Raw genomic sequence first — 24236 nt, 5'->3', positions numbered from 1 at the left:
GTCATGGGGGATCGACGGATACGGGTGGGGGCGGTCGCCGCGGTGATCGCGGTGCTGGCGACGGGCTGCGGGTCGGTGACCCGCGGGTCGGCGGTCGCGGAACCGGGCGCGGTGACGACCTCCGCCGGCAGTGGCGGCGGGCAGCCGGTCACTGCGCTGCCGGACTGCGCGACGCTCGACCGGGCGCTGGGCGCATTCGTCGCGGGGATGACGCTGTCCAAGCAGACGACGATGCCGGGCAGCGCCGCGCCGATCTGCCTGTGGACGGACGGCGCGCCGATCGGCGTGGGGGACAACCTGTTCGCCGGCGTCAAGGACAACGGATTCACCGCGGCGATGATCGACTCGATGCGCGGTCGCGGGAGTCTCAGCGTTGTGGACGATCCGCGGGTCACCGCGCTCGGCGGCGTCGCACTGCGGGTCACCGACAGTCTGGCCACCATCGCGATGCCCGGACGTAGCGTGGACGCAGGCACGCTCGGCAGATCGGATGACTGGCAGCACTATCTCGACGCGGCCGTGAGCATTGCCCAGTTTCTCGGCAAGTAGCGGATCGCTAGGCTGGTCGCCATGAGCGAGCAGCAGCAGCACGGATTCTCCACCAGGGCCGTCCACGCAGGCTACGAACCGGACCCGCAGACCGGTGCGGTGAACGTGCCGATCTACGCCAGTTCGACCTTCGCCCAGGACGGCGTCGGCGGCATGCGCAACGGCTTCGAGTACGCGCGCACCGGCAACCCGACCCGCCGCCCGCTCGAGGCCAACCTGGCGGCGCTCGAGGGCGGCAGCTACGGCCGCGCGTTCGCGTCGGGCATGGCGGCGACCGATTGCCTGCTGCGCTCCGCGCTGCGCCCGGGCGATCACCTCGTCATCCCGAACGACGCGTACGGCGGAACGTTCCGGCTGATCGACAAGGTGTTCACCCAGTGGGGCATCGAGTACACCCCGGCCGCGGTGTCCGACGTCGACGCCGTGCGTGCCGCGATCCGCCCGAACACCAAGCTGGTGTGGGTCGAGACGCCGACCAACCCGCTGCTCAACATCGGCGACATCGAGGCGCTGTCCGCGGTCGCGCACGAGGCGGGCGCAAAGATCGTCGTGGACAACACCTTTGCCTCCCCGTACCTGCAGCAGCCGCTGGCACTCGGAGCGGACATTGCGCTGCACTCGACCACCAAGTACATCGGCGGGCACTCGGACGTGGTCGGCGGCGCGCTGGTGACCAACGACGAGGAACTCGACACCGCGTTCGCGTTCCTGCAGAACGGTGCGGGCGCCGTGCCCGGACCGTTCGACGCGTACCTGACGATGCGCGGCATCAAGACGTTGGCGCTGCGGATGGAGCGGCACAGCGACAATGCCGAGAAGATCGTCGAGCTGCTCACCGGGCACGCCGCGGTCTCGCAGGTGATCTACCCGGGCCTCGAGTCGCATCCGGGGCACGCGGTTGCGGCCAAGCAGATGCGACGGTTCGGCGGCATGATCTCCGTGCGCCTGTCCGGCGGCAAGCAGGCGGCGCTCGACTTCTGCTCGCGCACCGAGATCTTCACCCTCGCGGAGTCGCTCGGCGGCGTCGAGTCGCTGATCGAGCATCCGGGCGCGATGACGCATGCCTCGACGGCCGGTTCGGCGCTCGAGGTGCCCGAGGACCTGGTGCGACTGTCGGTCGGCATCGAGGACGCCGAGGACCTGCTCGCCGACGTGGCGCAGGCGCTGCGATAGATCCGGCCCGGCGTCAGCGCCGCAGGCGCCTCACGGCCAGCCGCCGAGCAGCGTCACCCGTGCGTCCCGGTCCACCAGGCGGGCGGGCAGTCGCAGGCGGTCCAGCCACTCGAGGGCGGCGTCGCCGAGGCGGAGGGCGGCCTTGCTCACGGCCGCGGCGTTGCACGCGGACCCCGCCACCACGCTGACCGTGCGCCAGCGCGGGGGATCGGCGGGGTCCGGGTGCAGGGGACTGACGGTGCTGGCGGTGGACAGGCCGGAACCGGACGGAATCGACACCTGGCAGGACGGTTCGCCGGGCAGGTCCTCGACCTTGATCTGCCAGCCGGACGCCGGTTCGGGTCCGGCGGTCGCGACGTCGCCGCCGAGGCTGACCAGGACGCCGCACCCGAGCAGTGCGGCGACCGCCTCCGCGCAGTGGTCGGCGGTCGCCGAACGCATGGTCGCGTCGAGGTCGAGGGTGACGGCCGTGGGGAGGGTTATCTCGGTGCCGTGCACCGCGACCGACCGCCATGCGTACGGCCGGTCGGCTCCCGCGGTCGGGTCGAGCAAGCCGTCGGTGAGCTCGGCGGCCTCGAGGGCGTGCCGAACCTGTTGTGCCAGTGTGGCACTCACCGATACCGGTCGTCCTCCCGACCTGTTCAGTGCCGCGATCTCGGAGTCCGTGCGCGTGCTGCTGACGGCCAGGTCCGCGACCGCCAGGTGTCCCCGGACCAGATGCCAGGCCGAGTCGAGCAGGTCCGGTTCGGTGACGACGACCGTCGCCCGCACACCCCACAGGGACCAGCTCTTCGAGGCCTTCGCGGTCACCGACGTCACGATCCGCCGGAGATCACGTCGAAGGCCCCCGACCCCTCGCTGACGGTCGGAGCGGACACGCCGTCGGCGACCGTCGCCTCCGCGAGGGCGAGCGGCGCGGCGGCCAGCGACCCGAGGCCGATCACGCCGACGATGCCGGACGCGGCGAGGGCCCGGCGTACCCGAGACGGTCGGTTCACCGGATCGGTTCCGGTGTTCGCGGACTCTCGGGCATCGGGTCGGGCGCTCATGGCTACCAGCGTCCGCTTCCGGCCTGAGAGATTCCTGAATGCGGGCTGGTAATTGCCCGAGGTAACGGCCGACTCGCGGGCCGCGATTCCACGTTGTGAGCAGCAACCTGAAGGCAAACTAAGAGAACGCGTCAAAGTCACCCCGCCACCGCCGCACGAGTCATAACGTTGGACCACGAAGCCACGCTCGACGTAGGGAGATTGCGAATGCCGGTTGACCCCACGGCGGTGATAGTCGCCGTAGCGACAGCTCTCGGTGGTCTCGTACAAGGCGCAGACATTCCAGCTCCGGTCAAAGAACAAGCAGCACAAGCGATTCAATCGGTACAAGCCTCCTCGCCGCAGGCCGGCCAACAGATCAGTGATGTGATCGGCCAGCTGCCCCAGCAGATGCAGGAACCGGCAAGGCAGGCGGTCGCGGACGCGGCCACGGCGGTGCAGACCGCGGTGCAGCCGTATCTTCCGCCCCCGCCGCCGCCCGCGGTACCCGATCCCGTGCTGCCGCCCGCGCCGGTGATCACGCCGCCCGCACCCGCCGCGCCGCGAGTCACGGCTACCTCGGACAATGGGGACGACAGCGACAATTCGATTCCGTTCGGCGGGGACCTCTCGCGGACTGTGACGTCGCTCGACGCGGCCTTCCCGGGTGCGAACCTGGCCCCGATCGGAGCGATCGGGGTGTTCGTTCCGTGGCTGCAGAAGGCCGGTCAGATCTGCGAGGGTGTCAAGGCTCCGGTCATCGCGGCGCTGTACAACGCGGAGAACGGTTTCCGGTTCGGCCCGACCGCCCCGGTGTCGCGCACGGGAGCGCTCGGCCCCGGCCAGTTCATGCCGGGCACCTGGGCCAAGTACGGCAAGGACGCGGACGGCGACGGCAAGGCCGACGTCCTCGGCGTCGCGGACCCGGTGATGGCGTCCGGCCACCTGCTCTGCGACATGTACGCCCAGATCGACGACTGGAAGAAGCAGGGCCTGGTCAAGGGCGACACCCTGGACCTGACCATCGCCGGCTACAACGCGGGCGTCGACGCGGTGCGGCGTGCGGGTGGCATGCCGAGCGGTTCGTTCGACTACGAGCACCAGACCAAGCCGTACGTGGCCAAGATCCGGGCGTCCGAGCCGGTGTTCGCGGCGATCCTGGCGCCGTTCAACGGCGACGGGACGATCGGCAGCAAGGTGGTCGAGGCGGCGCTGCGGTACCTGGGCCTGCCGTACGTGTGGGGCGGCGGCAACATCAACGGCCCGTCCGGCGGAGGATTCGACTGCTCGGGCCTGACCTCGTACGCGGTGTACTCGGCCACCGGCGACACCCTGGCGTTGCCGCGGACCTCCGAGACCCAGTGGAACATCGGCACCGAGATCCCGATGTCCGAGGCCCGTCCCGGCGACCTGCTGTTCGGCAACTGGCAGTCGGGCGGTCCTGGGCACGTCGCGATCTACATCGGCAACGGGCAGATGGTGCACGCGCCGCAGACCGGCGACGTGGTGAAGGTGGGTCCGGTGTTCGACGGCATGAAGGTCCGCCGGATCGTCTGACGCGGCTCCGCCGCCTGTGCGCGCCGACGCCTAGGATCGGTGACGTGACCGATCCGATCGATCCCCGTGACGTGCTCGCCGACGCGGCGATGGGCATTCTCCGCGAACACGGCCCGCTGACGGCTGAGGACTGGGGGCAACTGCTCGCGGACGCCGGGCACGGTCCCGTCGTCGAGATGACGCAGCTGGTGGAGTTGCTCGACGACGAGGACCTCGGCTACCTGCCGGACGGCCGCACCGTCGCGCTCGAGTCGCTGCTCGAGGGCAGGGTGTTCACCCACCGGCTGACCGAAACCGAAGTCGCGGCGGGCATTCTCGATGCCAACCCCGATCTCGCCGCGCTCACGGTGTTCATCCTCGACTCCGACCAGGAGCGGGCCGGACAGTTTCGCGTCGTCTTCGCCGATGCCGACGAACCGACATTCGCCGATCGTGGTGTCGAGGATCCGCACTTCCCGTACAGCGAGGGTCTGCTGCTCGAGCGGGACGCGTTGTCGAGTTACACCGCAGGCGATCTCGTCGCGCTCGCCGTCCGCGACGGGTTGGTGGAGCTGACGCCCGCCGATTCAGTGGAGACACCGGACCTGTCCGTCGGGCTCGGCCGGATCCTCGGCGAGGAGGGTGCGGACAACCTGGACGCAGTGGTCTGGCAGCTGATGGCCGACGACCAGGAATTGTTCACCGCGCCCACCGCACCGATCGGAGAGTTGATCGAGGCGGCCGGGTTCGAGCGCGACGGCGACTACGTCGCGGTGCGCGGGTTCGACTTCGAGGCGCACCATCTCGCGACGCACATCGGTATGGTCGCCCGCGAACACGAGCTGCATCCGGACGAGGCGGCCGCGGTCGTCGCGTTCCTCGCGCTGGTCGGCCAGACGCGCGACGTGGCGCAAGAGGGGACCGACCCGGGATCCTGGGCGCGCGAACATGTCTCGGTGGAGCCCGGTCGGTACGCGGGCCTCGCCGACCCGGTGGCCGCGGCCGCTGCACTCGAGTTGGTTGCCGGCTTCTCCGACCGTCCCGACGCGCTGTATGCCGCGTCGGTCGCACTGGTCGAGGCGGGCCCGCGGCGGGCGAAGGCATCCGCGCACTGGCTGTCGGGCAACGCTGCGGACCGGCTCGGCGACATCGTCGCCGCGGAGGCCCATTTCGAGGACGCCGCCAGCCAGGACGACTGTGCGCCCGCCGTGTTCGCGCTCGCACAACTCGCGTCCGACCGGGGCGACGCCGTTCGCGGCCTCTCGCTGCTCAATCGGATCGAGGGCGGAGACGCCGAACCGCTGTACGCATTACTGCAGCAGTACGCACCGGCCGAGCATCCCGGGTTGGGGCGCAACGACCGCTGCTGGTGCGGCTCCGGCAAGAAGTACAAGGCCTGCCACCTCGGCAAGGTCGACAATTCCCTCGACGACCGGGCGCTGTGGCTGTACCGGAAGGCCGAGTGGTTCGCGCTGAGCCCGGAACTGTTCGACCTGACGTACGACCTGGCGGAGGTCCGCGCGGCCCACTGGGACGATGAGGACGCGGTCGGCCGGGCGTTCCAGGACCCGCTCGCGCTCGACGTCGCGCTGTTCGAGTGCGGCGTCTTCGCGCTGTACCTGGCGCGGCGCGGCGCACTGCTGCCCGCGGACGAGTTCGAACTGGCCCAGCGGTGGTTGGAGGCGAAGCGATCGGTGTTCGAGGTGATCGCGGCGCGGCCGGCAGAAGGGCTGACCCTGCGCGACGAACGCACCGGCGACGTGGTCGAGGTGCTCGAGCGGACGGGCAGCCAGCAGTTGGCGGCAGGCGACTTCATCTGCGCCCGTGTGGTTCCCGCCGGTGGGGCGACTCAGATCTTCGGTGGCATCGAGCCGGTGGCGTCGGGCAGTCGGGCCGAACTGATGGCGCTGCTGGATGCGGACGACACCGACCCCGCCGAACTGGTGGAGCTCCTCAGCGAGCGGTTCGCGGCGCACTGAGCGAGGAGCACTCCGGGCCACGGCGGCGCCCGCCGGTCGCCTACGATCGCAGGGTGATCGCCCCGACCGAATCCCGCGGTGACCGGCACCTCGAGATCGTGGGTCGCCGCGACGCCGAGCTCCGCACCGAGCCCCGTCCCGACGCTGTTCCCCGTCCCGACGCCGTCCCCGACCCCGATACCGACACGGTCGATGTCGCCGAGGCGGCGATCACGGTGCTGCGTCGAGGAGGGCCGCTCACCGCCGACGAGTGGGTTGCTGCGCTGGTCGACCGGGGGCTCGGCACTTCGGCGGAGATGACCGAGGTGGTGCACACCCTTGACGATCCCGCGCTCGGTGCGCTCGCCGACGGACGCATCGCCGCCGTCGACAGCCTGCTCGAGGGGCGGGTGTTCACCCACCGGCTCTCCGAGGAGGAGATCGCCTCCGGTGTGCTCGACATCGATCCGGACCTGTCCGCGCTGACCGGACTGGTCGGATCCCGCTCCCGCGGAGGCGAATCCGATGTCGGCGTCGTCTACCCCACATCGGACGCCGCGGTGCTGTCCGAACGTGGCCGCACCGGGATCGCCGACCCGGAGATCGAGCGGCTCCTGCTCGATCCGGACACGCTCGTCGGCTACACCGTGGGGGACCTGATCGGCCTCGGTCTGGCGGGCGGGAAGCTGCGGTTGGTCCGGGTGGACCGCACCGTCGCGGCCCCGGACCTCGTCGAGTCGGTGCGCGGGATCATCGCCGACCGCACCGCCGAGCACACCGACCCCGTCGTCTGGCAGCTCGTCGCCGACCACCGCGACCTGTTCACCGCGCCGACAGTGCCACTGGCCGAGCTGCTCGACGGCGCCGGGTACGTCTGCGAACGCAACTACCTCGCACCGCGGGGGTTCGACTTCGATGCGTTTCACCGCGCGACACTCGTCGAGTCGATCGCACGCGAGAACCGGCTGCGGTCAGCCGAGGCCGGGGCGGTCGTCGACTTCACCGATCTCGTCCACGAGATCGGCGACGCGTCCGCGCGGGGCGAGGAGGCGAGCGCCGTCGCAGCCGCCCGTGTGGCCGCGGACCCCGCTGCGTTCGCCGGGCTCGAGGATCCGTCGGCCGCGGCGGTCGCCTTCGACCTCGCCACCACCGGCGACGACCGCGCCGAAGCCGTCGGTGCCGCTGCGGCGGCGCTGATCGAGCACGCACCGCGCCGCGTGAATCCGGCCGGGCACTGGCTGGCGGGCAAGGCCGCCGACCAGCTCGGGGACGTCCTCGCCGCCGTGACGCACTACGAGCGTGCCCTGGACCGGGATCCGGACTGGATGCTGGCCGTCTTCGACCTGGCGTTGCTCGCCGCCGACGCCGGTGACCTGACTCGTGCGCAGTCGTTGCTCGCCCGCATCGAGGGCGGGGACGCGGAGACCCTGCTGGAGGTGCTCGCGCGATACCAGCCCGTGGAACGTCCCGGACTGGGCCGCAACGATCGCTGCTGGTGCGGGTCCGGCCGCAAGTACAAGGCCTGCCACCTCGGCAGGTCCGACCTCACGGCTGACGCGCGGGCGTCCTGGCTGTACACCAAGGCCCTGATGTTCGCGCGGACACCGGAACTGTTCGACCTGGTCCACGAGCTCGCCGAGATCCGGGCCGCCCACACCGACGACGAGGACGCCACCATCACGGCTCTCGAGGGCGGACTGGTCATCGATGCCGCGCTGTTCGAGGGCGGCGTTCTCGAGCAGTTCGTGGCCCGCCGCGCTCAGGTCCTGCCCGCCGAGGAGCTCGAACTCGCGAGGCAGTGGCTGGCCGGCAGCCGGGGCGTGTACGAGGTGACGGCGGTGGCGCCGGGTCGGTCGCTGACGCTGCGCGAGGTGACCGGAGTCGAGATGGTGGAGGTGGTCGACGCCGTTGCCGGCCACAACTTCGCCGTCGGGACCCTGGTCTGTGCCCGGCTGCTGCCGACCGGCGACTCGATCCGGGCGTTCGGCGGCATCGAACCGATCGACCCTCGATACCGGGGCGAGCTGCTGGAGATGTGCGGGTCCGCGGAGACCGAGCCGGACGAGCTGGTGGACGTGCTCAGTCTCGCGTTCACGGCTTCCTGATTCCGGTGTCGGAAGTGTCTGTGAACCGTGCGGAACCGTCATGTGGTTCGCCGCGCCTGTCTAGCTGTGGGTCGGGGTAGGCCGGCGGGGGAGGGTCGGATCCCCGACCTCCGGACAGCAAGAAACCCCGGTCCGAATGTCTCGAACCGGGGTTCGTACTGTGCGCGCTTCTCACCCCAACCGGGGTGAACGGCGCGCACGGGCGGCGCAGCCGCCTCAGGAGTGGTACGGCTCCGCGCTGAGCAGCGTGACCTTCATGGTCTTGCCGTTCGGCAGGATGTACTCACGGGTGTCGCCGACGGCCGCGTTGAGCAGCGCGCCGCCGAGCGGGGAGTTGGGGGAGTAGACCTCGAGCTTGTTGTCGCGGGCACCCTCTTCGCGGGTGGCGATCAGGAAGGTCTCGGTGTCCGACTCGTCGCCGTCGTAGTAGACCTTGACGACCGAACCGGGCAGGGCCACGCCGGACTGGGTGGGGGCCTCGCCGACCTTGGCGCTGTTGAGCAGCTCCTGGAGCTGGCGGATGCGGGCCTCCTGCTGGCCCTGCTCCTCGCGGGCCGCGTGGTAGCCGCCGTTCTCCTTCAGGTCGCCCTCTTCGCGCCGCTCGTTGATCTCGGCTGCGATGACCGGACGGTTCGCAATGAGCTGGTCGAGTTCGCTCTTGAGCCGGTCGTGGGACTCCTGGGTCAACCAGGTCACCTGGGTCTCGGTCATGCTCGATCACTCCTCGTAAGTCGGAACCCTCGCGGGCCCCCCGGACGGACCACTGAAATCCAGTGGTCAGCGGTGGCAGAGCGCGCGGTCCCCCGGTTGAACGGATCCCCCGGTCGGCTCAGTCATGTGAGCGGTGCACCCTGCCGCCTTGCAGCTGTGCAAACACACAGCCGTACGCAAATGCAGCAATACACGGTTCCAACCCGGAACCGTGTATCGACGTATTCTAGCACGAGCTGGGATTTCGCCGCGAAAACCGCAGGCTGCCCGGCGGTGCCTCGCTGTGCCCGCTCAGCTGCCGGTGAGGTACTCCGGCACGTCCGCCCCGCAGCCGTAGATGTCGGCGATTGCGGGCGTCTGGGAGGTCCGGATCAGTGTCGTCAGGTCCACCGTGCCGCTGTCGGACGGCGCGACGTACACCTCGCGACGACCCGTCTCCGAACCGTCCTTGGACCGGGCCCGCACGATGCAGACCGCCGGCTCCGAGGGCTCGTCGCGGGTCACGGTGAACCGGATGTTCATCGTCGAGTCGTTGACGATGTCGTACGAGATGACGCTGGTGGAGATGTCCTTGTTCTCGAACTTGTTGTACGCGAAGTACGCCAGCGCGATGCCCAGCAGGATCACGCCGATGGTGAGAACGACCGCCATGATCCGGGACCCGCGCAGGTTGCGCTGCGGCGTCGTCGGGTAGCGGTCGGCGGGAAGCGTCTCGGTCATCGGCTCTGCTCTCGTGAAGCGGTCCGGGCGAGCTGCCGCCCGGCGGGCACCCCCGCGGTGGCCGGGCGGGGCCACGGCTGACGCTGGAGGTATCGGGTGGAACTATAGGGGAAGGACAACGGTGGCCCGCTGGCGCGGTAGGCGTCGACGGACCGGTGATGTCAGGCAGGCCGACGATGGCTACAGGCGAAGCTGAGGTGAAGGAGCACAGTGAGCGGATTGCGTCTCATGGCCGTGCACGCCCATCCCGACGACGAGTCCAGCAAGGGCGCCGCAACCACGGCGCGCTATGCGGCCGAGGGTAACGACGTGCTGGTCGTGACCCTGACCGGCGGTGAACGCGGCGACATCCTCAACCCCGCGATGGACGTCCCCGGCGTCCGCGACCGGATCAGCGAGGTTCGCAAGGAGGAGATGGCCGCGGCGGCCCGCATCCTCGGCGTCGAGCAGATGTGGCTGGGGTTCGTCGACTCCGGACTGCCCGAGGGCGACCCGCTGCCGCCGCTCCCCGAGGGCTGCTTCGCATTGGTGCCGCTCGAGGAGTCCACCGAGGCGCTGGTGCGGGTGATCCGCGAGTTCCGCCCGCACGTCATCACCACGTACGACGAGAACGGCGGCTACCCGCACCCCGACCACATCCGCTGCCACGAGGTGTCGATGGCCGCCTACGAGGCGGCCGCCGACCCCGAGCAGTTCCCCGACGCGGGGGAGCCGTGGGCGGTGCAGAAGGTCTACTACTCGCACGGGTTCATCCGGAAGCGCCTGCAGCTGTTCCAGGAGGAGTACGACCGTCGGGGCGAGGAGTTCCCGATGGCCGAGTGGCTCAAGAAGTGGAAGACCGAGCAGGGCGACCTGATGGCCCGCGTCACCACGCAGATCACCTGCGGTGACTACTTCCCGCAACGCGACGACGCCCTGCGCGCGCACGCCACCCAGATCGACCCCAACGGGTCCTTCTTCGCGGTGCCGCTCGAGATGCAGCAGAAGATCTGGCCGACCGAGGAGTTCGAGCTGGCGAAGACCCGGGTCCGCACGGCGATTCCGGAGAACGACCTGTTCTCCGGAATCGATCACGTCGGCGTGGCATCCGGACATCAAGAGGAGACGAAGTGATCTTGGCAAGTGCGGCGGTCGACTGGCTGGCGCAGACCCCCGGCACCCCGACCGGCCCCGAGTTCGGCAAGGCCTCGCCGGTCGGGCTGGTACTCATCATCGCGCTGCTCGTCGGCACGGTGCTGCTGATCCGCTCGATGAACCGGCAGCTGCGCAAGCTCCCCGAGACCTTCGAGCCGGAGCATCCCGAGGCCGATCAGGCCGTCGACGACGGCACCGACCCCGGCGCGGCGGTCCCGCCCGCCGAACCGGCCACCACGGACGAGTCGAAGAAGTCCGAGCCGCCGACGCAGGCCCCGAGCTAGGACCGGCACCGGTATGAGCGCCCTGTCCCGGAACACCCTCGGCGGGGCGACGAGTCCCTACCTGCGTCAGCACGCCGACAACCCGGTGCACTGGCAGCAGTGGGGACCCGACGCGCTGGCCTGGGCCGCCGAGCGGGACGTACCGATCCTGCTGTCCGTCGGGTACTCGGCCTGCCACTGGTGCCACGTGATGGCGCACGAGTCGTTCGAGGACGAGGCAACCGCCGCGGTGATGAACGAGAACTTCGTCTGCATCAAGGTGGATCGGGAGGAACGACCCGACCTGGACGCGATCTACATGAACGCGACGGTCGCGACCACCGGGCACGGCGGGTGGCCGATGACGTGTTTCCTCACCCCGGAGGCCGAGCCGTTCTACTGCGGTACCTACTATCCGCAGACGCCGCGCGGCGGCATGCCCTCGTTCACCCAGGTGCTCGAGGCCATCACCGAGACCTGGCGCGAGCGCCGCGACGACGTGCAGCAGGCATCGGCGTCCATCGCCGCGGAATTGCGCGCCGGCGGCGCGGGGGTCCCGGCGGCGACGGCGCCGCTGACCGCGGAACTGCTCGACGCCGCGGTGGCAACGGTGCTGCGCGACGAGGACACCGAGCGGGGCGGATTCGGTGGGGCGCCGAAGTTCCCGCCGTCCGCGCTGCTCGAGGGGCTGCTCCGCGGCTACGAGCGCACCGGCGACGGCCGGGTGCTGGCCGCGGTGCAGCGCACGGCCGCGGCGATGGCCCGCGGCGGCATCTACGACCAAGTCGGGGGAGGGTTCGCCCGATACTCGGTGGACGCCGAGTGGGTGGTGCCGCACTTCGAGAAGATGCTCTACGACAACGCCCAACTGCTGCGGGTGTATGCGCACCTGGGTCGACGCACGGGCTCGCCGCTGGCGCTGCGGGTGGCCGCCGAGACCGCGGAGTTCATGCTGCGCGAACTGCGGACGGACACCGGGTGTTTCGCGTCCGCGCTCGATGCCGACACCGACGGCGTCGAGGGACTGACCTATGCGTGGACCCCCGACCAGCTGATCGAGGCACTCGGGTTCGAGGACGGGATCTGGGCGGCCGGACTGCTCGCGGTGAGCTCGGCGGGCACCTTCGAGGCGGGCACCTCGGTGCTGCAGCTGCCATCCGACCCGGACGACCCCGAGCGCTGGGAGGCGGTGCGCGCCAAGCTCTTCGAAGCGCGGTCGGCGCGTCCGCAACCGGGTCGCGACGACAAGGTCGTCACCGCGTGGAACGGTCTGACCGTCACCGCGCTCGCCGAGGCGGGCGCCGGGCTCGGCCGACCGGACTGGACTGCCGCGGCCGCGGGATGCGCGCGCTACCTGCTCGACGAGCACCTGGTCGACGGTCGGCTGCGCCGGGCGTCGCTGGGTGGAGTGGTCGGGGACGCGGCGGCGGTGCTCGACGACCACGCCGCACTCGCCACCGGACTGCTCGCCCTGCACCAGGCCACCGGGGAGCTCGAATGGCTCACCCGCGCACAGGAAATTGTCACGCTGGCGCTCGAGCACTTCGCCGACCCCGACGAGCCCGGCTGCTGGTTCGACACCGCCGACGACGCCGAGCGGCTGATCGCCCGCCCCCGCGACCCGTTCGACGGGGCGACCCCGTCCGGTGCGTCGTCGATCGCGGAGGCCCTGCTCGCCGCCACCGCGCTGTCGGAGCCGGAGAACTCGGCCCGGTACGCCGCGGCGGCCGCCGAGACCCTGCAGCGCGGGGTGCCGTTGCTGGCCAGGGTCGCGCGCTCGGCTGGGCACTGGCTGGCGGTCGCCGAGGCGTCGGTGCGCGGGCCGGTCCAGGTGGCGGTGGCCACGGACGGCGGCGAGTCCGCGCTGCTCGACGCGGCACGTCGGGCCGCCCCGGGCGGTGTGATCGTGCTCGGCGGTGCGCCGGACTCGGCACCGCTACTCGCCGACCGTCCCCTCGTCGACGGCGCCTCGGCGGCATACATCTGCCGCGGGTTCGTCTGCGACCGGCCGGTCACCGCGCCGAACGACCTGATCGAAGCGCTCGGCCGGTAGGCTCATCCCTCCGCGGCTGCCCGGATGGTGGGCCACGACCGCGCCAGCTCGTCGCGCCAGTACGGCCAGGCATGGGTGCCCACAGGGGTGGCGCTTCGCGTCACCACGGCGCCGGCCGATCGCAGCGCCTGCTCGAGCCGGTCGGTGCACAGCTTCGAGCCGAGTTCGAGTGCGCCGCCGACGATGGCGGTTCGGGCGAAGTCGGGCGACGCGGGATCCTCGTGGGGTCCGGGTAGTCCGGATCCTGAGGACAGGTAGACGGGTTTGGCGGCGAGCGCACCGGCATGCGCGATCGGGTCGTGTGTGCGCCACTGCTCTCCTGCCGGCGGCCCCCACATCATCTCCGAGGTGGCCCTGCCGTTGATCACGACGAGGTCGGTCAGCGCCTTCCCGACGGGTCCGTCGGTCAGATAACAGCCGCTGTAGCCGACCGCACCCGCGAAGACGTCGGGGTGCCGCTGTGCGATCATGACAGCCCCGGCAGCACCGGACGAGATGCCGCCGATCACGGCGCGGCCGTTGGTACCGAACCGGGCGTCAATCAGCGGGGGTAGCTCCTCGGCGAGGAAGGTCTCCCACTTGGTCCGGCCGAACACCGGATGGTCCTGGTCCCAGTCGGTGTAGTTGGTGCCTGTCCCGCCGATCGGAAGGACGACGTTGACGTTCTTGTCGGAGAAGAACTCCCGCGCATTGCCGCGTCCGGGGTCGAGCCAGTTGTTCTCGGTCACCTGACCGGAGTTCCCGTCGAGCAGGTAGTAGCTTCCGTGCGCTCTGCTCCGGTCCGCGGGCCGAAGCACCGTGACCGCGACCTCCCGGCGCATCGCGGGCGACGCCACCTGCAGGACCACCCTGCCGTCGAGTTCGGTTGCCGAGGCGATCGCAGGCGTGGCATCCGGGGAGACCGAGACGTATTCGGGGACAACGGTTTGCGCGGTCGCGGTGGGCGCGACGACGATACTGGCGGCGACTGCCGGGAGCAGTGCATGGCGCAATGGTCTACGAATCATCGGGGCACCCCGAGCGCGTCCGCGAGCGTCTGCCAAGACCGATGCAGATCGTCCTGCCAGTATCCCCACGAGTGGGTTCCGGTCGGGCGGAAGTTGAACACCACGTTGGTCATCCCGAGGTCGCGGGTGCGGTCGGCGAGTCGGTGGGTGCAATAGTTCGTCGCGGCCTCGATGACACCGCCGAGGACAATCTGGCTACCGAGGGTGATCGCGTTCCCCTTCAATCGCGGGTTGGCGAGGTTGTCGTGGGTGCCGGGTAGTCCGGTGCCGCTCGCGACGTATATCGGGATGGGTGGGAGCTTGTCCGCGTTGACGTACGGATCCTGGGCAGTCCACTCGGGGTCGCCCGGCGGTCCCCACATGTTGTCCGCGTCGCCGCCGCCGGCCTCGACGACCAGCGACACGAATTGCCTACCCGGCGCCTGGCTGGTCATCGCGCACCCGCTGTACGCTGCGACGCTTCGGTAGAGCTCGGGGGCCGCGATCGCCAGGTTGAGGACCGCCGTGCCCGACATGGACAGTCCGGCAAGGGCATTGGCGCCGGTGGTGTGGAGCTTGCGGTCGATGACCGGGGGCAGTTCCTCGGTGAGGAAGGTGGTCCACATGTTCCGGCCGTTGTTCTCGCCGGTCTTCGCGAGCCCGGGGTCGGGACGGCGCCAGTCGGTGTAGTAGCTGGCCGCACCCGCCATCGGGACGACCACGTTGACGTGCCGGTCGGCGAAGAACTGTGCGACGTCGGTCTGGGCCTTCCAGGTCGCACCGTCCTCGCCGCCACCCGCGCCGTTGAGCAGGTACAGCGTCGGCGCCGGGGTGCTGGTGTCCGTGGGGCGCAGGATCTCGAGGGGGATGCTGCGTTGCATCGACGGCGAGTACACGTCGAGGGTTTCCAGGCGGCTGCCGAGGGTTGAACCCTGCTGCGGCCCGGGGGCCGCCTGGGCGTTCGCAGTCGGCGCTCCGGAGAGAATGACCAGAGCCAGGGCGAGGCCGAAGGCGAGACGCAGGTGGGGGGAGGGGCTCAACGGCGATCCTTGGTGCTGCGCGGCGTGTGTGGGTGGTCGTCAGGCGGATGCGGACCCGCGCGAGGGTGCGGGTCCGCATCCGAATGCCTACTTGGGGGCCGGGGTCCCGCCGCTCAGTGTGATGAGCGCGTTGATGACCTTGGTGCCGGCGCCGTTCGCGCTAGTGACCAGGGGGCCCAGAACGTCGGTGATCGATCCCATGTTGCTCCTCAGATGTGAGAGGGGGCCGGTGTATCCCGACCCCGGGTTAACACGGTGTGGTGCACGTGATTTCCGTTGCGCGATCGGCGATCGTACCGGTGGAAGCTAGGCCGGTGGGGTGTTGACGCTACCGTCGACCGATCCCATGAACACCTTGAACAGTCCGTCCGCAGCGATCATGGAACCGAGTCCCGGGATGATTGCGCCGATGATGCCTTCAAGTGAACCCACGTGTGCCTCCTTGAGTCGAACTTCGGACGGCGGCGCGCGATGTCGCTGAGCATTCGTGCACCGCATGAACAGTTACAACCGGTCGGTTCGTAACAAACGGCACGGTAACAACATTCCAATTGCAAGTAATGAAGAACACGCGAACTTTGCTTGCATTTTGCTGAACTCAGTCGCGCACGGCCACCACAAGTTCGTCCAACGAGGCCCGTAGCAGGCGTTTGTACTCCTGGGTGTCGGCCATCATGGCGGTGTCGGTGCTAAAGGTCAGGTCAACTGCGCTCGGCTCCGAGGTTACAATCAGGTGACGGAGCCCGGATCCGTCGACGACCCCGAGCACGCCGAAGCTGCGGACCACCGGTGCCCCGATGAAGGTCAGTCCGGTGCCCACCCATGGCACGTTGCTGACCATCGTGTTGTGCAGGGCGACCGTCTCCCCTGTGTGCGGCTGGAAACGACGGGCGAGCCCGGTCAGCCGTAACAGCCACGCGGGGGTGGTCTCGATGCGCTGCGAGGACTTCCGAACATGCTCGTTGCGGTGCCGGGCCTTCTCGGCTTGTGCGCTGGCCACGATGGCATGAAGGCGAGCGAGGGGGTGTGTGGCGTCCGTGTGCAGGTCCACCGACAGTAGTGCGAGGTGGGTAGCGCGGGGCCCGTCGGTGTCACCGCCTGCCCCGGATCCGGTGCCGCGCAGGGACATCGGGACCATTGCCGCGAGGGATCCGGTCGGGGTCTCGTCGACCCCCGCCAGGTAGGCGCGCAGCGCACCGGAGACCGCGGCGAGGAGAACGTCGTTGACCGTGGCGCCGGGCACCGCAGCGCGGACAGCGTCGATGGCATCCCTCGGCATTCGCACATGATCGAAGGTGAGGTCGGTGCCGATGGCGGAGTTGAACCGGCACATCGGTCGCGTGGGGAGCGGCTCGACGATCTCACCGATGGCCGACAGTTCGCGTGTGCGGTGGTCGGCTTCCTGCGTGGTGTGCAGCCCGCGGCCGAACCGGACGAGTCGAAGCGGCAGCATCATGGCCGCCCAAGCTAGCTCGACCAACTGATTCGGTGCTTGTGCGGGTGTCGGCGGGAGCCGATCCGGTGCTGGCCCGAACAGGCGCAGCCCGAGGTCGCGGGTGGCGATGCCGTCGCCCGCGCTGTGATGAAACTTGAGCACTACGGCGGTCATCCGGTCGGGTGAATCGTCGACGCCGGTGATTCCGGTGATCACGTGCAGCTCCCACGGTGGTCGTGTCAGGTCGATCGCCGTACCTGCGATGCGAGAGATTCTGCGTTGCACCGCTTCCCACCCTGGTCCGTCGATCGGCTCCGCGCTCACGTGTCGATGCAGGTCCAGGTGCGAGTCCAGCTCCCAGTGCGGCAGGTCGAGGTCCAGTGGTATCCGGCGGATTCGATGCGTGAACATCCTGGCCTGGTCGAGTCGGTCACGCATCCATGCGGTCGCCGCCGACCGGTCGAGGTCGCCGACGGCGCCGGTGGCGTCGAACAGGTACACCGCGACGATGTTCGAGCGATGCCGCTCGCTCTCGTTGTAGAAGTACTCGGCATCCTGCGGCGCCAGCCGTGCGATCGACCGTTCCTGACGAGTGAGTGTCACCGTGCCCCCTTCTGCCCTGCCGGATGGCCGCCAGGGTAGAGGTCCGCTGGCGGGCACGGAGCGAGAATCCGTGTCGGCACTGTGGAACCGAACCGTCGCGAGCGGCGTCAGAACTGGTGAGTGGGCTGGTTGTCGAGTGGGGGTGTCCGGTGCTGGGTGTCGGAGGAGTGGCCGGTGTCGCGAGCGTGGCCGGTGCCGGCCGGGGTCGCGCGTGATCGCGGCGTCATCGATCGAATGGCGCTTGAGTGCATTGGAATTCGATGTTCTCTGGGGTCTGCTCGGGCGCGACCGGTTGCCTTATCCGTTGCAGTGCCGGGGGGCCGCGGATACCGCCGACGACCACCACAGCGCCCGACGAGACGCGGCCCGCCGTATCCGCCCGATGCTCGACGAGGGCCTCTACGGCGCGTTCACGATTCTGCTCGCCCCGACCGTGCGGGTGGAGATATGCGGATTCCACGGCCACGGCCACGGCCACGGTCTCGCGACGGTGGTGCGGGCGCACGCCGGGGTGCGCGGCGAGCGGGCGACGCTGGTACGGCAGGAGCCGGGCGTCGACCTCGAGTCCGGTGCCGACGTCGTACTGTCGTCCCTCCCGTCGGGCCAGCTGCCGGAGCGGATCGTCGAGTCGTTGCCGGCGGCGCGGCGCGGCGCGCGGCGGGGCGCCGCGTCCGCGGGCCCGTCGCGACGGGTCGGAACGGACGGCCCGCTGATGGTCTCCGCCACCCGGCGCGGACCCGAGGAGGAGCGCGACGAGTTCTTCGACCGTCCGCGAACCGGGCTCGGCGAGATCGGCGTCTTCGCGGGCCCGGCGGTCGACTGGCGACCGACCGCGGACGGTCACGTCGTGCACTGGATGGACTTCGAGGGCGACGGGCGTTACCTCGTCCGCGGCACCGACATCGTCAGCGCCCTGCCTGTCGGGGGCGACGACATCGCGTCCGAGCTGCATCGACTGATCGGACTCGCCCGCGACGAGAGGTGAACGGAGGCAACGTCAGCCGAACACCACCAGGCACACCGCGACGTAGTGGCACAGCGCCGCGACGACGGTACTGGCGTGAAAGAACTCGTGGTGGCCGAAGGTCGCGGGCCACGGGTTCGGCCACTTGGTGGCGTACAGGACCGCCCCCACGCTGTAGAGCACGCCGCCGACCGCGAGCAGTATCAGCGGTGCCCAGCCGACCTCACGTACCAGTTGTCCTGCCACCGGGACGATCGCCCAACCGAGCAGCAGGTACAGCGGGACGCCGACCCAGCGCGGCGCCGTCGGCCACAGCATCTTCAGCGCGACCCCCGCGAGCGCGCCCGCCCACACCACCGCGAGCAGGGGTCGGCCGGTGCTCGGCGGCAGCGCCAACATGGCGAACGGGGTATAGCTGCCCGCGATGAACAGGAAGATCATCGAGTGGTCCGCACGCTTCATCCAGATCCGGGCGCGCAGGGCGTGCCAGTGCACGCGGTGGTAGGTCGCGCTGACCCCGAACACCCCGCACACCGTCACCGCGTAGATCGCGGTGGCGACCGCGGCCCTCGCCGACTCGCCGGCCGCGAGGACCACCAGCGCCGCACCGGCGACGACCGCGACGCCGAACGCCCACTGGTGAATCCAGCCGCGCAGCCGCGGCTTGACCGGTGGCGCGTCGAGGTCCAGTGCGGTCATTCGGGTCTCCCGTGCTCGGCGACGACGAACCTACGGTTGCGTAGGTTCAGGTGTGCGGCCACTGTACCTGCAGCGGAGGGCGGTCGGTACGGGGTGCGATCCCGATAACACCGCTGCGCGTCGGCACCTCGTGAGCCCGGCGTAATGTGGGCTCCCGTGGTGATGTCCAGGTGAAGCCTTCGAACCTGCTGTACAGCATCTACGAGCGTCGTCTCACCCGACAGCTCGCAGGCCTGCAGCAGCCGCGGCACGTAGCGGTGATGTGCGACGGCAACCGTCGGTGGGCGCGCGAGAACGGGTTCACCGACGTGGCGCACGGTCACCGGATGGGCGCGCTCAAGATCGCGGAGTTGCTCGGCTGGTGCGACGACGCCGGTGTCGAGATGGCCACCATCTACCTGCTCTCCACCGAGAACCTGCGTCGCGATCCGGAGGAGCTGGACTCGCTGCTCGAGATCATCACCGACGTCGTCGAAGAGATCTCCGGGCCGGAGCAGAACTGGTCGGTCAAGATCGTCGGCACCCTCGAGCTTCTGCCGGAGGACTCCGCGCGCCGACTGCGCGAGGCCGCCGACCGGACCGAGGGGCGGACCGGCACTCACGTCAACGTCGCGGTCGGCTACGGCGGCAGGCAGGAGATCGCCGACGCCGTGCAGTCGCTGTTGGGCGAGAAACTGCGCGAAGGGCTGACGGGCGACGACCTGGTCAAGGCGATGAGCGTCGAGGGCATCGACGGGCACCTGTACACCTCCGGGCAGCCCGACCCGGACCTGGTCATCCGGACCTCCGGCGAGCAGCGCCTGTCGGGCTTCCTGTTGTGGCAGAGCGCCTATTCGGAGATCTGGTTCACCGAGGCGTACTGGCCCGAGTTCCGTCGCGTCGACTTCCTGCGTGCCCTGCGCGACTACGCCGCCCGGCACCGCCGCTTCGGCGCCTAGCGATCGGCCGGCTCGGTCAGTGCCGGGAACCAGATGTCGGCGAGAACCCCGGCCGCCAGCTCGCGCGGGATGTCGATCGTGCCGTGGACGGCCCAGCGGGTGAAGAACCGCTCGAGCTGGGCGACCAGCAGTTCGATCCGCAGTCGCGCCTCGGTCTGCCGGTCGGGGCCCCAGCGTGAGAGGTAGGACGGCATCGCGTCCGGCAACGCGCCGTACGCGATGCGGGCGACGTCCTTGAAGTCCGGCTCGAGTGCGAGCGCCTCGTCCCAGGCCGGCAGGATCGCCCGATGCTGGTCGAACCAGTCGATGGTGCGCTCGACCCACGCGGTGAACTCGGTCCGGGAACCGGTCTCGAGGATCCGGTCTAGATCGGCGTAGACGGTGGTCGCACGCGGGGGCAGTGCCTCCTCGCCGATCTTCTGCAGGATCTCGCCCTTGCCGGTGAAGTGCAGATAGAAGGTGGCCCGGCTGCAGCCCGCGGCGGACGCGATGTCGTCGATCTTCACTCCGGCGTAGCCGTTGGCCTCGAACAGTTCTCGCGCGCAGTCGAGGAGCGCCGCGCGCGTCCGCCGCTTCTGTTCGTCCCGCATGGTCGGCTTCCGGCCGGGTCGATCCGTGGTCTCGCGCATCGCAACACCTCCGGTCGGATCATACGGAGTCCGCCCGAGTTTCGCTTGACAGCATGTCAGCGAGTCGGGTTGTATGACGCGCATCACAATGCGGCGCGACTTCGGTGCCGCGCAGGCGGATCGGAGAGGAACCACATGTCGACGTCTCCCACGGTGTGCATCATCGGTGCCGGTTGCTCTGGTTTCACCACGGCCAAGCGGCTCAAGGACCACGGCATCGCGTACGACTGCTTCGAGGAGTCCGACGACATCGGCGGGAACTGGTACTTCCGGAACCCGACCGGCCGCTCCGCCTGCTACGAGAGCCTGCACATCGACACGTCCTCGACGCGCCTGCAGTTCGAGGACTTCCCGGTGCCCGACGACTGGCCCCACTTTCCGCACCACTCGTTGATGCACAGCTACTTTCGGGACTACGTGGACGAGTTCGGTCTTCGCGAGACGATCACATTCGGCACCCGTGTCGAGAAGGCGCGGCGTCAGGCGGACGGAAGCTGGGCGGTCACCCTCGACACCGGCGAAACCCGTTCGTACGACGCCCTCGTCGTCGCGAACGGGCACCACTGGGACCCGCGGATGCCCACCTATCCGGGGGAGTTGGACGGCACGATCCTGCACAGTCACGAGTACGTCAACCCGTTCGAGCCGGTGGACATGCGTGGCAAGAACGTCGTGGTCGTCGGGATGGGGAACTCGGCGCTCGACATCGCGTCCGAGCTCTCGCATCGCTCGATCGCCAAGCACGTCTGGGTGTCCGCGCGCCGTGGCGTCTGGGTGCTGTCGAAGTACCGCGACGGCAAGCCGGCGGACAAGATGATGATGCCGCCGTGGATGCCGCGCAAGCTCGGCCTCGCCATCGCCCGGCGCAAGATCAAGAAGTCGCTCGGGCGGATGGAGGACTACGGCCTCCCGGCGCCGGACCACGAGCCGCTCGGTGCGCACCCCTCGGTGAGTATCGACTTCCTGGCCAAGTCCGGGTCGGGAGACCTGACGTGCGTTCCGGCCATCGAGTCGCTCGAGGGTGACCACGTGCTGCTCGTGGACGGTCGTACGGTGCCCGCCGACGTCGTCGTGTGCGCCACGGGCTACCAGATGAGCTTCCCGTTCTTCGACGATCCGGCGCTGCAACCCGATGCGCAGCACCGGTTTCCGCTCTTCAAGAGGATCGTTCGACCCGATGTGCCCAACCTGTTCTTCGTCGGGCTCGCGCAGGCGTCGCCGACGATCGTGAACCTGGCCGAGCAGCAGAGCAAGCTGGTCGCGGGCATCCTCGACGGGTCCTACGCACTGCCGACCGCTGACGAGATGCGCCGCACGATCGACTCCGACGACGCTGCCAGCCTCGCGCAGTACTACGAGACGCCGCGGCACACGATTCAGGTCGACTTCGCTCGCTACGTTCGCGACCTGACGAAGGAGATCGAGGCGGGTCGCAAGCGCGCACAGGCGGTGGTGCCGGCACGCTGACCGTGACGACGGGTCGGCTGCGTCTACAACTTCCGCAGGCGCAGCCGGTTGATGGAGTGGTCGGCGTCCTTACGCAGCACCAGCGTCGCGCGAGGACGGGTCGGCAGGATGTTCTCGACCAGGTTCGGCCGGTTGATGGAGTTCCAGATGTCGTCGGCCGCCACGGTCGCGTGCTCGTCCGAGAGTGCCGAGTAGTGGTGGAAGTGCGCGTTCGGGTCGGCGAACGCGGTCTTGCGCAGCGCGAGGAAGCGTTTGATGTACCAGTTCTCGATGTCCTCGATCCGCGCGTCCACGTAGATCGAGAAGTCGAACAGATCCGAGACCATCAGTCGCGGTCCGGTCTGCAGGACGTTGAGCCCCTCGATGATCAGGATGTCGGGCTGGCGCACCAGGTGGTACTGGCCCGGCACCACGTCGTAGGACCGATGCGAGTACACCGGGGCGGCAACCTCTTCCGCGCCCGACTTGACCTCGGTGACGAACCGCAGCAGCTTGCGGCGGTCGTAGCTCTCGGGGAAACCCTTGCGGTGCATGATGCCCCGGCGGGTCAGCTCCGCGGTCGAGTACAGGAATCCGTCGGTGGTCACCAGGTCGACCCGCGGATGGTGGTCCCAGCGGGCGAGCAGCGCCTGCAGCACACGGGCGGTGGTCGACTTGCCGACCGCCACGCTGCCGGCGACACCGATCACGAACGGGACCTGACGGTCGGGGTGCTTCTCACCGAGGAACGTCGCGGTCGCGGCGAACAGGCGTTGGCGCGCGGCCACCTGCAGGTGGATCAGTCGCGACAGCGGCAGGTAGACCTCCGCGACCTCGTCGAGGTCGATCTGCTCGCCGAGGCCCCGCATCCCGAGGAGTTCCTCCTCGGTGAGGACCAGCGGCGTCGACTTGCGCAGAGTTCGCCACTGCTTGCGGTCGAACTCGACGTAGGGGCTGCTCTCGCTCACCCGCGCCATTCGCGTCCCCCGAACTCGGTCTGCATACAGGGAATTGTGCGCGTCCCCACACCGCGCCGGATCGGCGGGTCCGAGCACTACCCTTGACCGGCATGGACCCCGACGCATTCGTTCGCGAATACCTGCTGCTCGGACTCGGTTTCGACCGGATCGAAGAAGGCTTCGTCGACGCCTTCACGGGCGACCCGGCGCTGCGCAGGCAGGTCGACAACGCACCGGCCCCGGACCCGCGCGAGCTGGCCGCCCGGGCCGCCCGCCTGCGGTCCGAGTTGCCGAGCGTCGACCTGTCCGCCGACCGCGCGGGCTTCCTCGACGTGCACCTGCGGGCGCTGGAGTGCTCGGGCCGAAAGTTTGCCGGCGAGCAGATCGGATTCGTCGACGAGGTGCACGCCTACTTCGACGTGCGGATCGAGCCCGGGGCCGTCGAGGACTACCGGGAGGCGCACCGGGCGATGGACGAGGTGCTGGCGGGGGACCGGAGCCGGCCGCTGGCCGAGCGACTCCAGGCGCATCGGGCCGCCGACGAGATCCCCGCGGACCGGTTGGCCGAGTGCGTGGACGCGTTCTCCAGCGCGTTGCGGGACCTGGTCCGCGGCCGCTACCAGCTGCCCGAGACCGAGCGGGTCGAGTACGAGGTGGTCGGGGACAAGCCGTGGTCGGGGTTCAACTACTACCTCGGCGACTACCGGTCCCGGGTCGCGATCAACTCGGATCTCAAGCAGCACATGGCGAATCTGCCGCACCTGATCGCGCACGAGTCGTACCCGGGTCACCACACCGAGCACTGCCGCAAGGAGGCCGGATTGGTCGGCGACGGGCAGGCCGAGCACACCCTGTTCCTGGTGAACACCCCGCAGTGCCTGATGGCCGAGGGCCTGGCCGACCTGGCGCTCGCGTCGATCGTGGGACCGGGCTGGGGGCCGTGGGCGCAGGAGATCTACGCCGACCTCGGCCTACGGTTCGACGGCGAACGCGCCGAGGCTCTCGCGGGCGCGTCGGCGAAGCTGCTCGGGGTACGGCAGGACGCGGCCCTGCTGCTGCACGACCGCGGGCGCAGCCACGACGAGGTCGCCGAGTTCCTGCAGCGGTGGACGCTGGCCACCCCCGAACGCGCCCGGCAGTCGCTGCGGTTCCTGTCCTCGCCGCTGTGGCGGGCGTACACGAGCACCTACGTCGAGGGGTACCGCCTGCTCGGGGGGTGGCTGGACCGCGGCGACACCGCCGACGAGCGCTCGGAACTGTTCCGGCGCCTGCTCGACGAACCGCTGATCCCGTCCGCGCTGCGCTGA

The 24236-nt window shown here is 69.6% G+C and carries 23 protein-coding genes; 12 read left to right on the top strand and 11 right to left on the bottom strand.

Annotation, left to right across the window (positions count from 1 at the left end; genetic code table 11):
• The first annotated feature begins 3 nt into the window (after positions 1-3).
• A complete protein-coding gene (locus FK531_RS04415) occupies positions 4-549 on the top strand; it encodes a hypothetical protein (RefSeq protein WP_142095559.1) in 546 nt (181 codons plus the stop codon).
• Positions 550-570: 21 nt separating this feature from the next.
• Positions 571-1722, top strand: a complete 1152-nt coding sequence (locus FK531_RS04410; protein ID WP_142095557.1) for a cystathionine gamma-synthase — start codon at positions 571-573, stop codon at positions 1720-1722.
• Between the two features lie 30 nt (positions 1723-1752).
• On the opposite strand, the gene FK531_RS04405 is transcribed toward FK531_RS04410, so the two are convergent.
• Complete coding sequence (locus FK531_RS04405) at positions 1753-2532, bottom strand: FAD:protein FMN transferase (protein ID WP_142095555.1); 780 nt, start codon at positions 2530-2532, stop codon at positions 1753-1755.
• Between the two features lie 5 nt (positions 2533-2537).
• The gene (locus FK531_RS04400; RefSeq protein ID WP_142095553.1) at positions 2538-2771 is read right to left on the bottom strand and encodes a hypothetical protein; all 234 of its coding nucleotides are present in this window, start codon (positions 2769-2771) and stop codon (positions 2538-2540) included.
• A gap of 207 nt (positions 2772-2978) precedes the next feature.
• Here FK531_RS04400 and FK531_RS04395 point away from each other — a divergent pair, with 207 nt between their 5' ends.
• Genes FK531_RS04395 through FK531_RS04385 form a run of 3 tightly spaced genes read left to right on the top strand, consistent with a single transcriptional unit; the run spans position 2979 to position 8349 of the window.
• Positions 2979-4307, top strand: coding sequence for a C40 family peptidase (locus tag FK531_RS04395; protein WP_142095551.1), 1329 nt, complete (start codon positions 2979-2981; stop codon positions 4305-4307).
• A gap of 44 nt (positions 4308-4351) precedes the next feature.
• Positions 4352-6265, top strand: a complete 1914-nt coding sequence (locus FK531_RS04390) for an SEC-C domain-containing protein (RefSeq protein ID WP_142095549.1) — start codon at positions 4352-4354, stop codon at positions 6263-6265.
• A gap of 53 nt (positions 6266-6318) precedes the next feature.
• A complete protein-coding gene (locus FK531_RS04385) occupies positions 6319-8349 on the top strand; it encodes an SEC-C domain-containing protein (RefSeq protein WP_142095547.1) in 2031 nt (676 codons plus the stop codon).
• Positions 8350-8565: 216 nt separating this feature from the next.
• On the opposite strand, the gene greA is transcribed toward FK531_RS04385, so the two are convergent.
• Positions 8566-9060 (bottom strand): transcription elongation factor GreA, encoded by a 495-nt coding sequence (greA, locus tag FK531_RS04380; protein WP_142095545.1) that lies wholly within the window; start codon positions 9058-9060, stop codon positions 8566-8568.
• A gap of 291 nt (positions 9061-9351) precedes the next feature.
• Positions 9352-9780 (bottom strand): DUF4307 domain-containing protein, encoded by a 429-nt coding sequence (locus FK531_RS04375; RefSeq protein ID WP_142095543.1) that lies wholly within the window; start codon positions 9778-9780, stop codon positions 9352-9354.
• Positions 9781-9990: 210 nt separating this feature from the next.
• Between FK531_RS04375 and mca the strand changes: the two genes are divergently transcribed.
• Genes mca through FK531_RS04360 form a run of 3 tightly spaced genes read left to right on the top strand, consistent with a single transcriptional unit; the run spans position 9991 to position 13230 of the window.
• The gene (gene mca / locus FK531_RS04370) at positions 9991-10893 is read left to right on the top strand and encodes a mycothiol conjugate amidase Mca (RefSeq protein ID WP_142095541.1); all 903 of its coding nucleotides are present in this window, start codon (positions 9991-9993) and stop codon (positions 10891-10893) included.
• A complete protein-coding gene (locus FK531_RS04365; RefSeq protein WP_142095539.1) occupies positions 10890-11198 on the top strand; it encodes a hypothetical protein in 309 nt (102 codons plus the stop codon). The genes mca and FK531_RS04365 overlap by 4 nt, the downstream gene beginning before the upstream one ends.
• A gap of 13 nt (positions 11199-11211) precedes the next feature.
• The gene (locus tag FK531_RS04360) at positions 11212-13230 is read left to right on the top strand and encodes a thioredoxin domain-containing protein (RefSeq protein ID WP_142095536.1); all 2019 of its coding nucleotides are present in this window, start codon (positions 11212-11214) and stop codon (positions 13228-13230) included.
• A 2-nt stretch (positions 13231-13232) separates the two neighbouring features.
• Here FK531_RS04360 and FK531_RS04355 read toward each other — a convergent pair whose 3' ends face one another.
• The 4 genes from FK531_RS04355 to FK531_RS04345 all read right to left on the bottom strand — a co-directional run bounded on the left by FK531_RS04355 (position 13233) and on the right by FK531_RS04345 (position 17294).
• A complete protein-coding gene (locus FK531_RS04355; RefSeq protein WP_142095534.1) occupies positions 13233-14237 on the bottom strand; it encodes an alpha/beta hydrolase in 1005 nt (334 codons plus the stop codon).
• Positions 14234-15256, bottom strand: a complete 1023-nt coding sequence (locus FK531_RS04350) for an alpha/beta hydrolase (protein WP_435531013.1) — start codon at positions 15254-15256, stop codon at positions 14234-14236. The genes FK531_RS04355 and FK531_RS04350 overlap by 4 nt, the downstream gene beginning before the upstream one ends.
• A 306-nt stretch (positions 15257-15562) precedes the next feature.
• Entirely contained in the window at positions 15563-15688 is a 126-nt protein-coding gene (locus FK531_RS22845) for a hypothetical protein (RefSeq protein ID WP_290367598.1), read from the bottom strand.
• Positions 15689-15854: 166 nt separating this feature from the next.
• Entirely contained in the window at positions 15855-17294 is a 1440-nt protein-coding gene (locus tag FK531_RS04345) for a wax ester/triacylglycerol synthase domain-containing protein (RefSeq protein ID WP_142095532.1), read from the bottom strand.
• Positions 17295-17535: 241 nt separating this feature from the next.
• Here FK531_RS04345 and FK531_RS04340 point away from each other — a divergent pair, with 241 nt between their 5' ends.
• Positions 17536-18279: an ESX secretion-associated protein EspG gene (locus tag FK531_RS04340; protein ID WP_181762816.1), complete on the top strand. Its 744-nt coding sequence runs from the start codon at positions 17536-17538 to the stop codon at positions 18277-18279.
• 12 nt (positions 18280-18291) lie between these two features.
• On the opposite strand, the gene trhA is transcribed toward FK531_RS04340, so the two are convergent.
• Complete coding sequence (gene trhA, locus FK531_RS04335; protein ID WP_142095528.1) at positions 18292-18957, bottom strand: PAQR family membrane homeostasis protein TrhA; 666 nt, start codon at positions 18955-18957, stop codon at positions 18292-18294.
• 170 nt (positions 18958-19127) lie between these two features.
• Between trhA and FK531_RS04330 the strand changes: the two genes are divergently transcribed.
• Positions 19128-19895: an isoprenyl transferase gene (locus FK531_RS04330; protein WP_142095526.1), complete on the top strand. Its 768-nt coding sequence runs from the start codon at positions 19128-19130 to the stop codon at positions 19893-19895.
• On the opposite strand, the gene FK531_RS04325 is transcribed toward FK531_RS04330, so the two are convergent.
• Positions 19892-20524: a TetR/AcrR family transcriptional regulator gene (locus FK531_RS04325; RefSeq protein ID WP_142095524.1), complete on the bottom strand. Its 633-nt coding sequence runs from the start codon at positions 20522-20524 to the stop codon at positions 19892-19894. The genes FK531_RS04330 and FK531_RS04325 overlap by 4 nt on opposite strands.
• Positions 20525-20659: 135 nt before the next feature.
• Here FK531_RS04325 and FK531_RS04320 point away from each other — a divergent pair, with 135 nt between their 5' ends.
• Positions 20660-21991 carry a flavin-containing monooxygenase gene (locus tag FK531_RS04320; RefSeq protein WP_142095522.1) on the top strand — a complete coding sequence of 444 codons (1332 nt, stop codon included), beginning with the start codon at positions 20660-20662 and terminating at the stop codon, positions 21989-21991.
• A gap of 23 nt (positions 21992-22014) precedes the next feature.
• Here the strand turns inward: FK531_RS04320 and coaA are convergent, their stop codons facing one another.
• Positions 22015-22947: a type I pantothenate kinase gene (coaA, locus tag FK531_RS04315; protein WP_142095520.1), complete on the bottom strand. Its 933-nt coding sequence runs from the start codon at positions 22945-22947 to the stop codon at positions 22015-22017.
• 92 nt (positions 22948-23039) lie between these two features.
• On the opposite strand from coaA, the gene FK531_RS04310 reads away from it, so the two are divergent.
• A complete protein-coding gene (locus FK531_RS04310; protein ID WP_142095518.1) occupies positions 23040-24236 on the top strand; it encodes a DUF885 domain-containing protein in 1197 nt (398 codons plus the stop codon).

The sequence above is a fragment of the Rhodococcus spelaei genome (genome assembly GCF_006704125.1).
Taxonomy (GTDB): domain Bacteria; phylum Actinomycetota; class Actinomycetes; order Mycobacteriales; family Mycobacteriaceae; genus Rhodococcus_G; species Rhodococcus_G spelaei.
The sequence above is the reverse complement of the archived record's forward strand: the minus strand, read 5'-3'. Positions and strand labels throughout refer to the sequence as shown.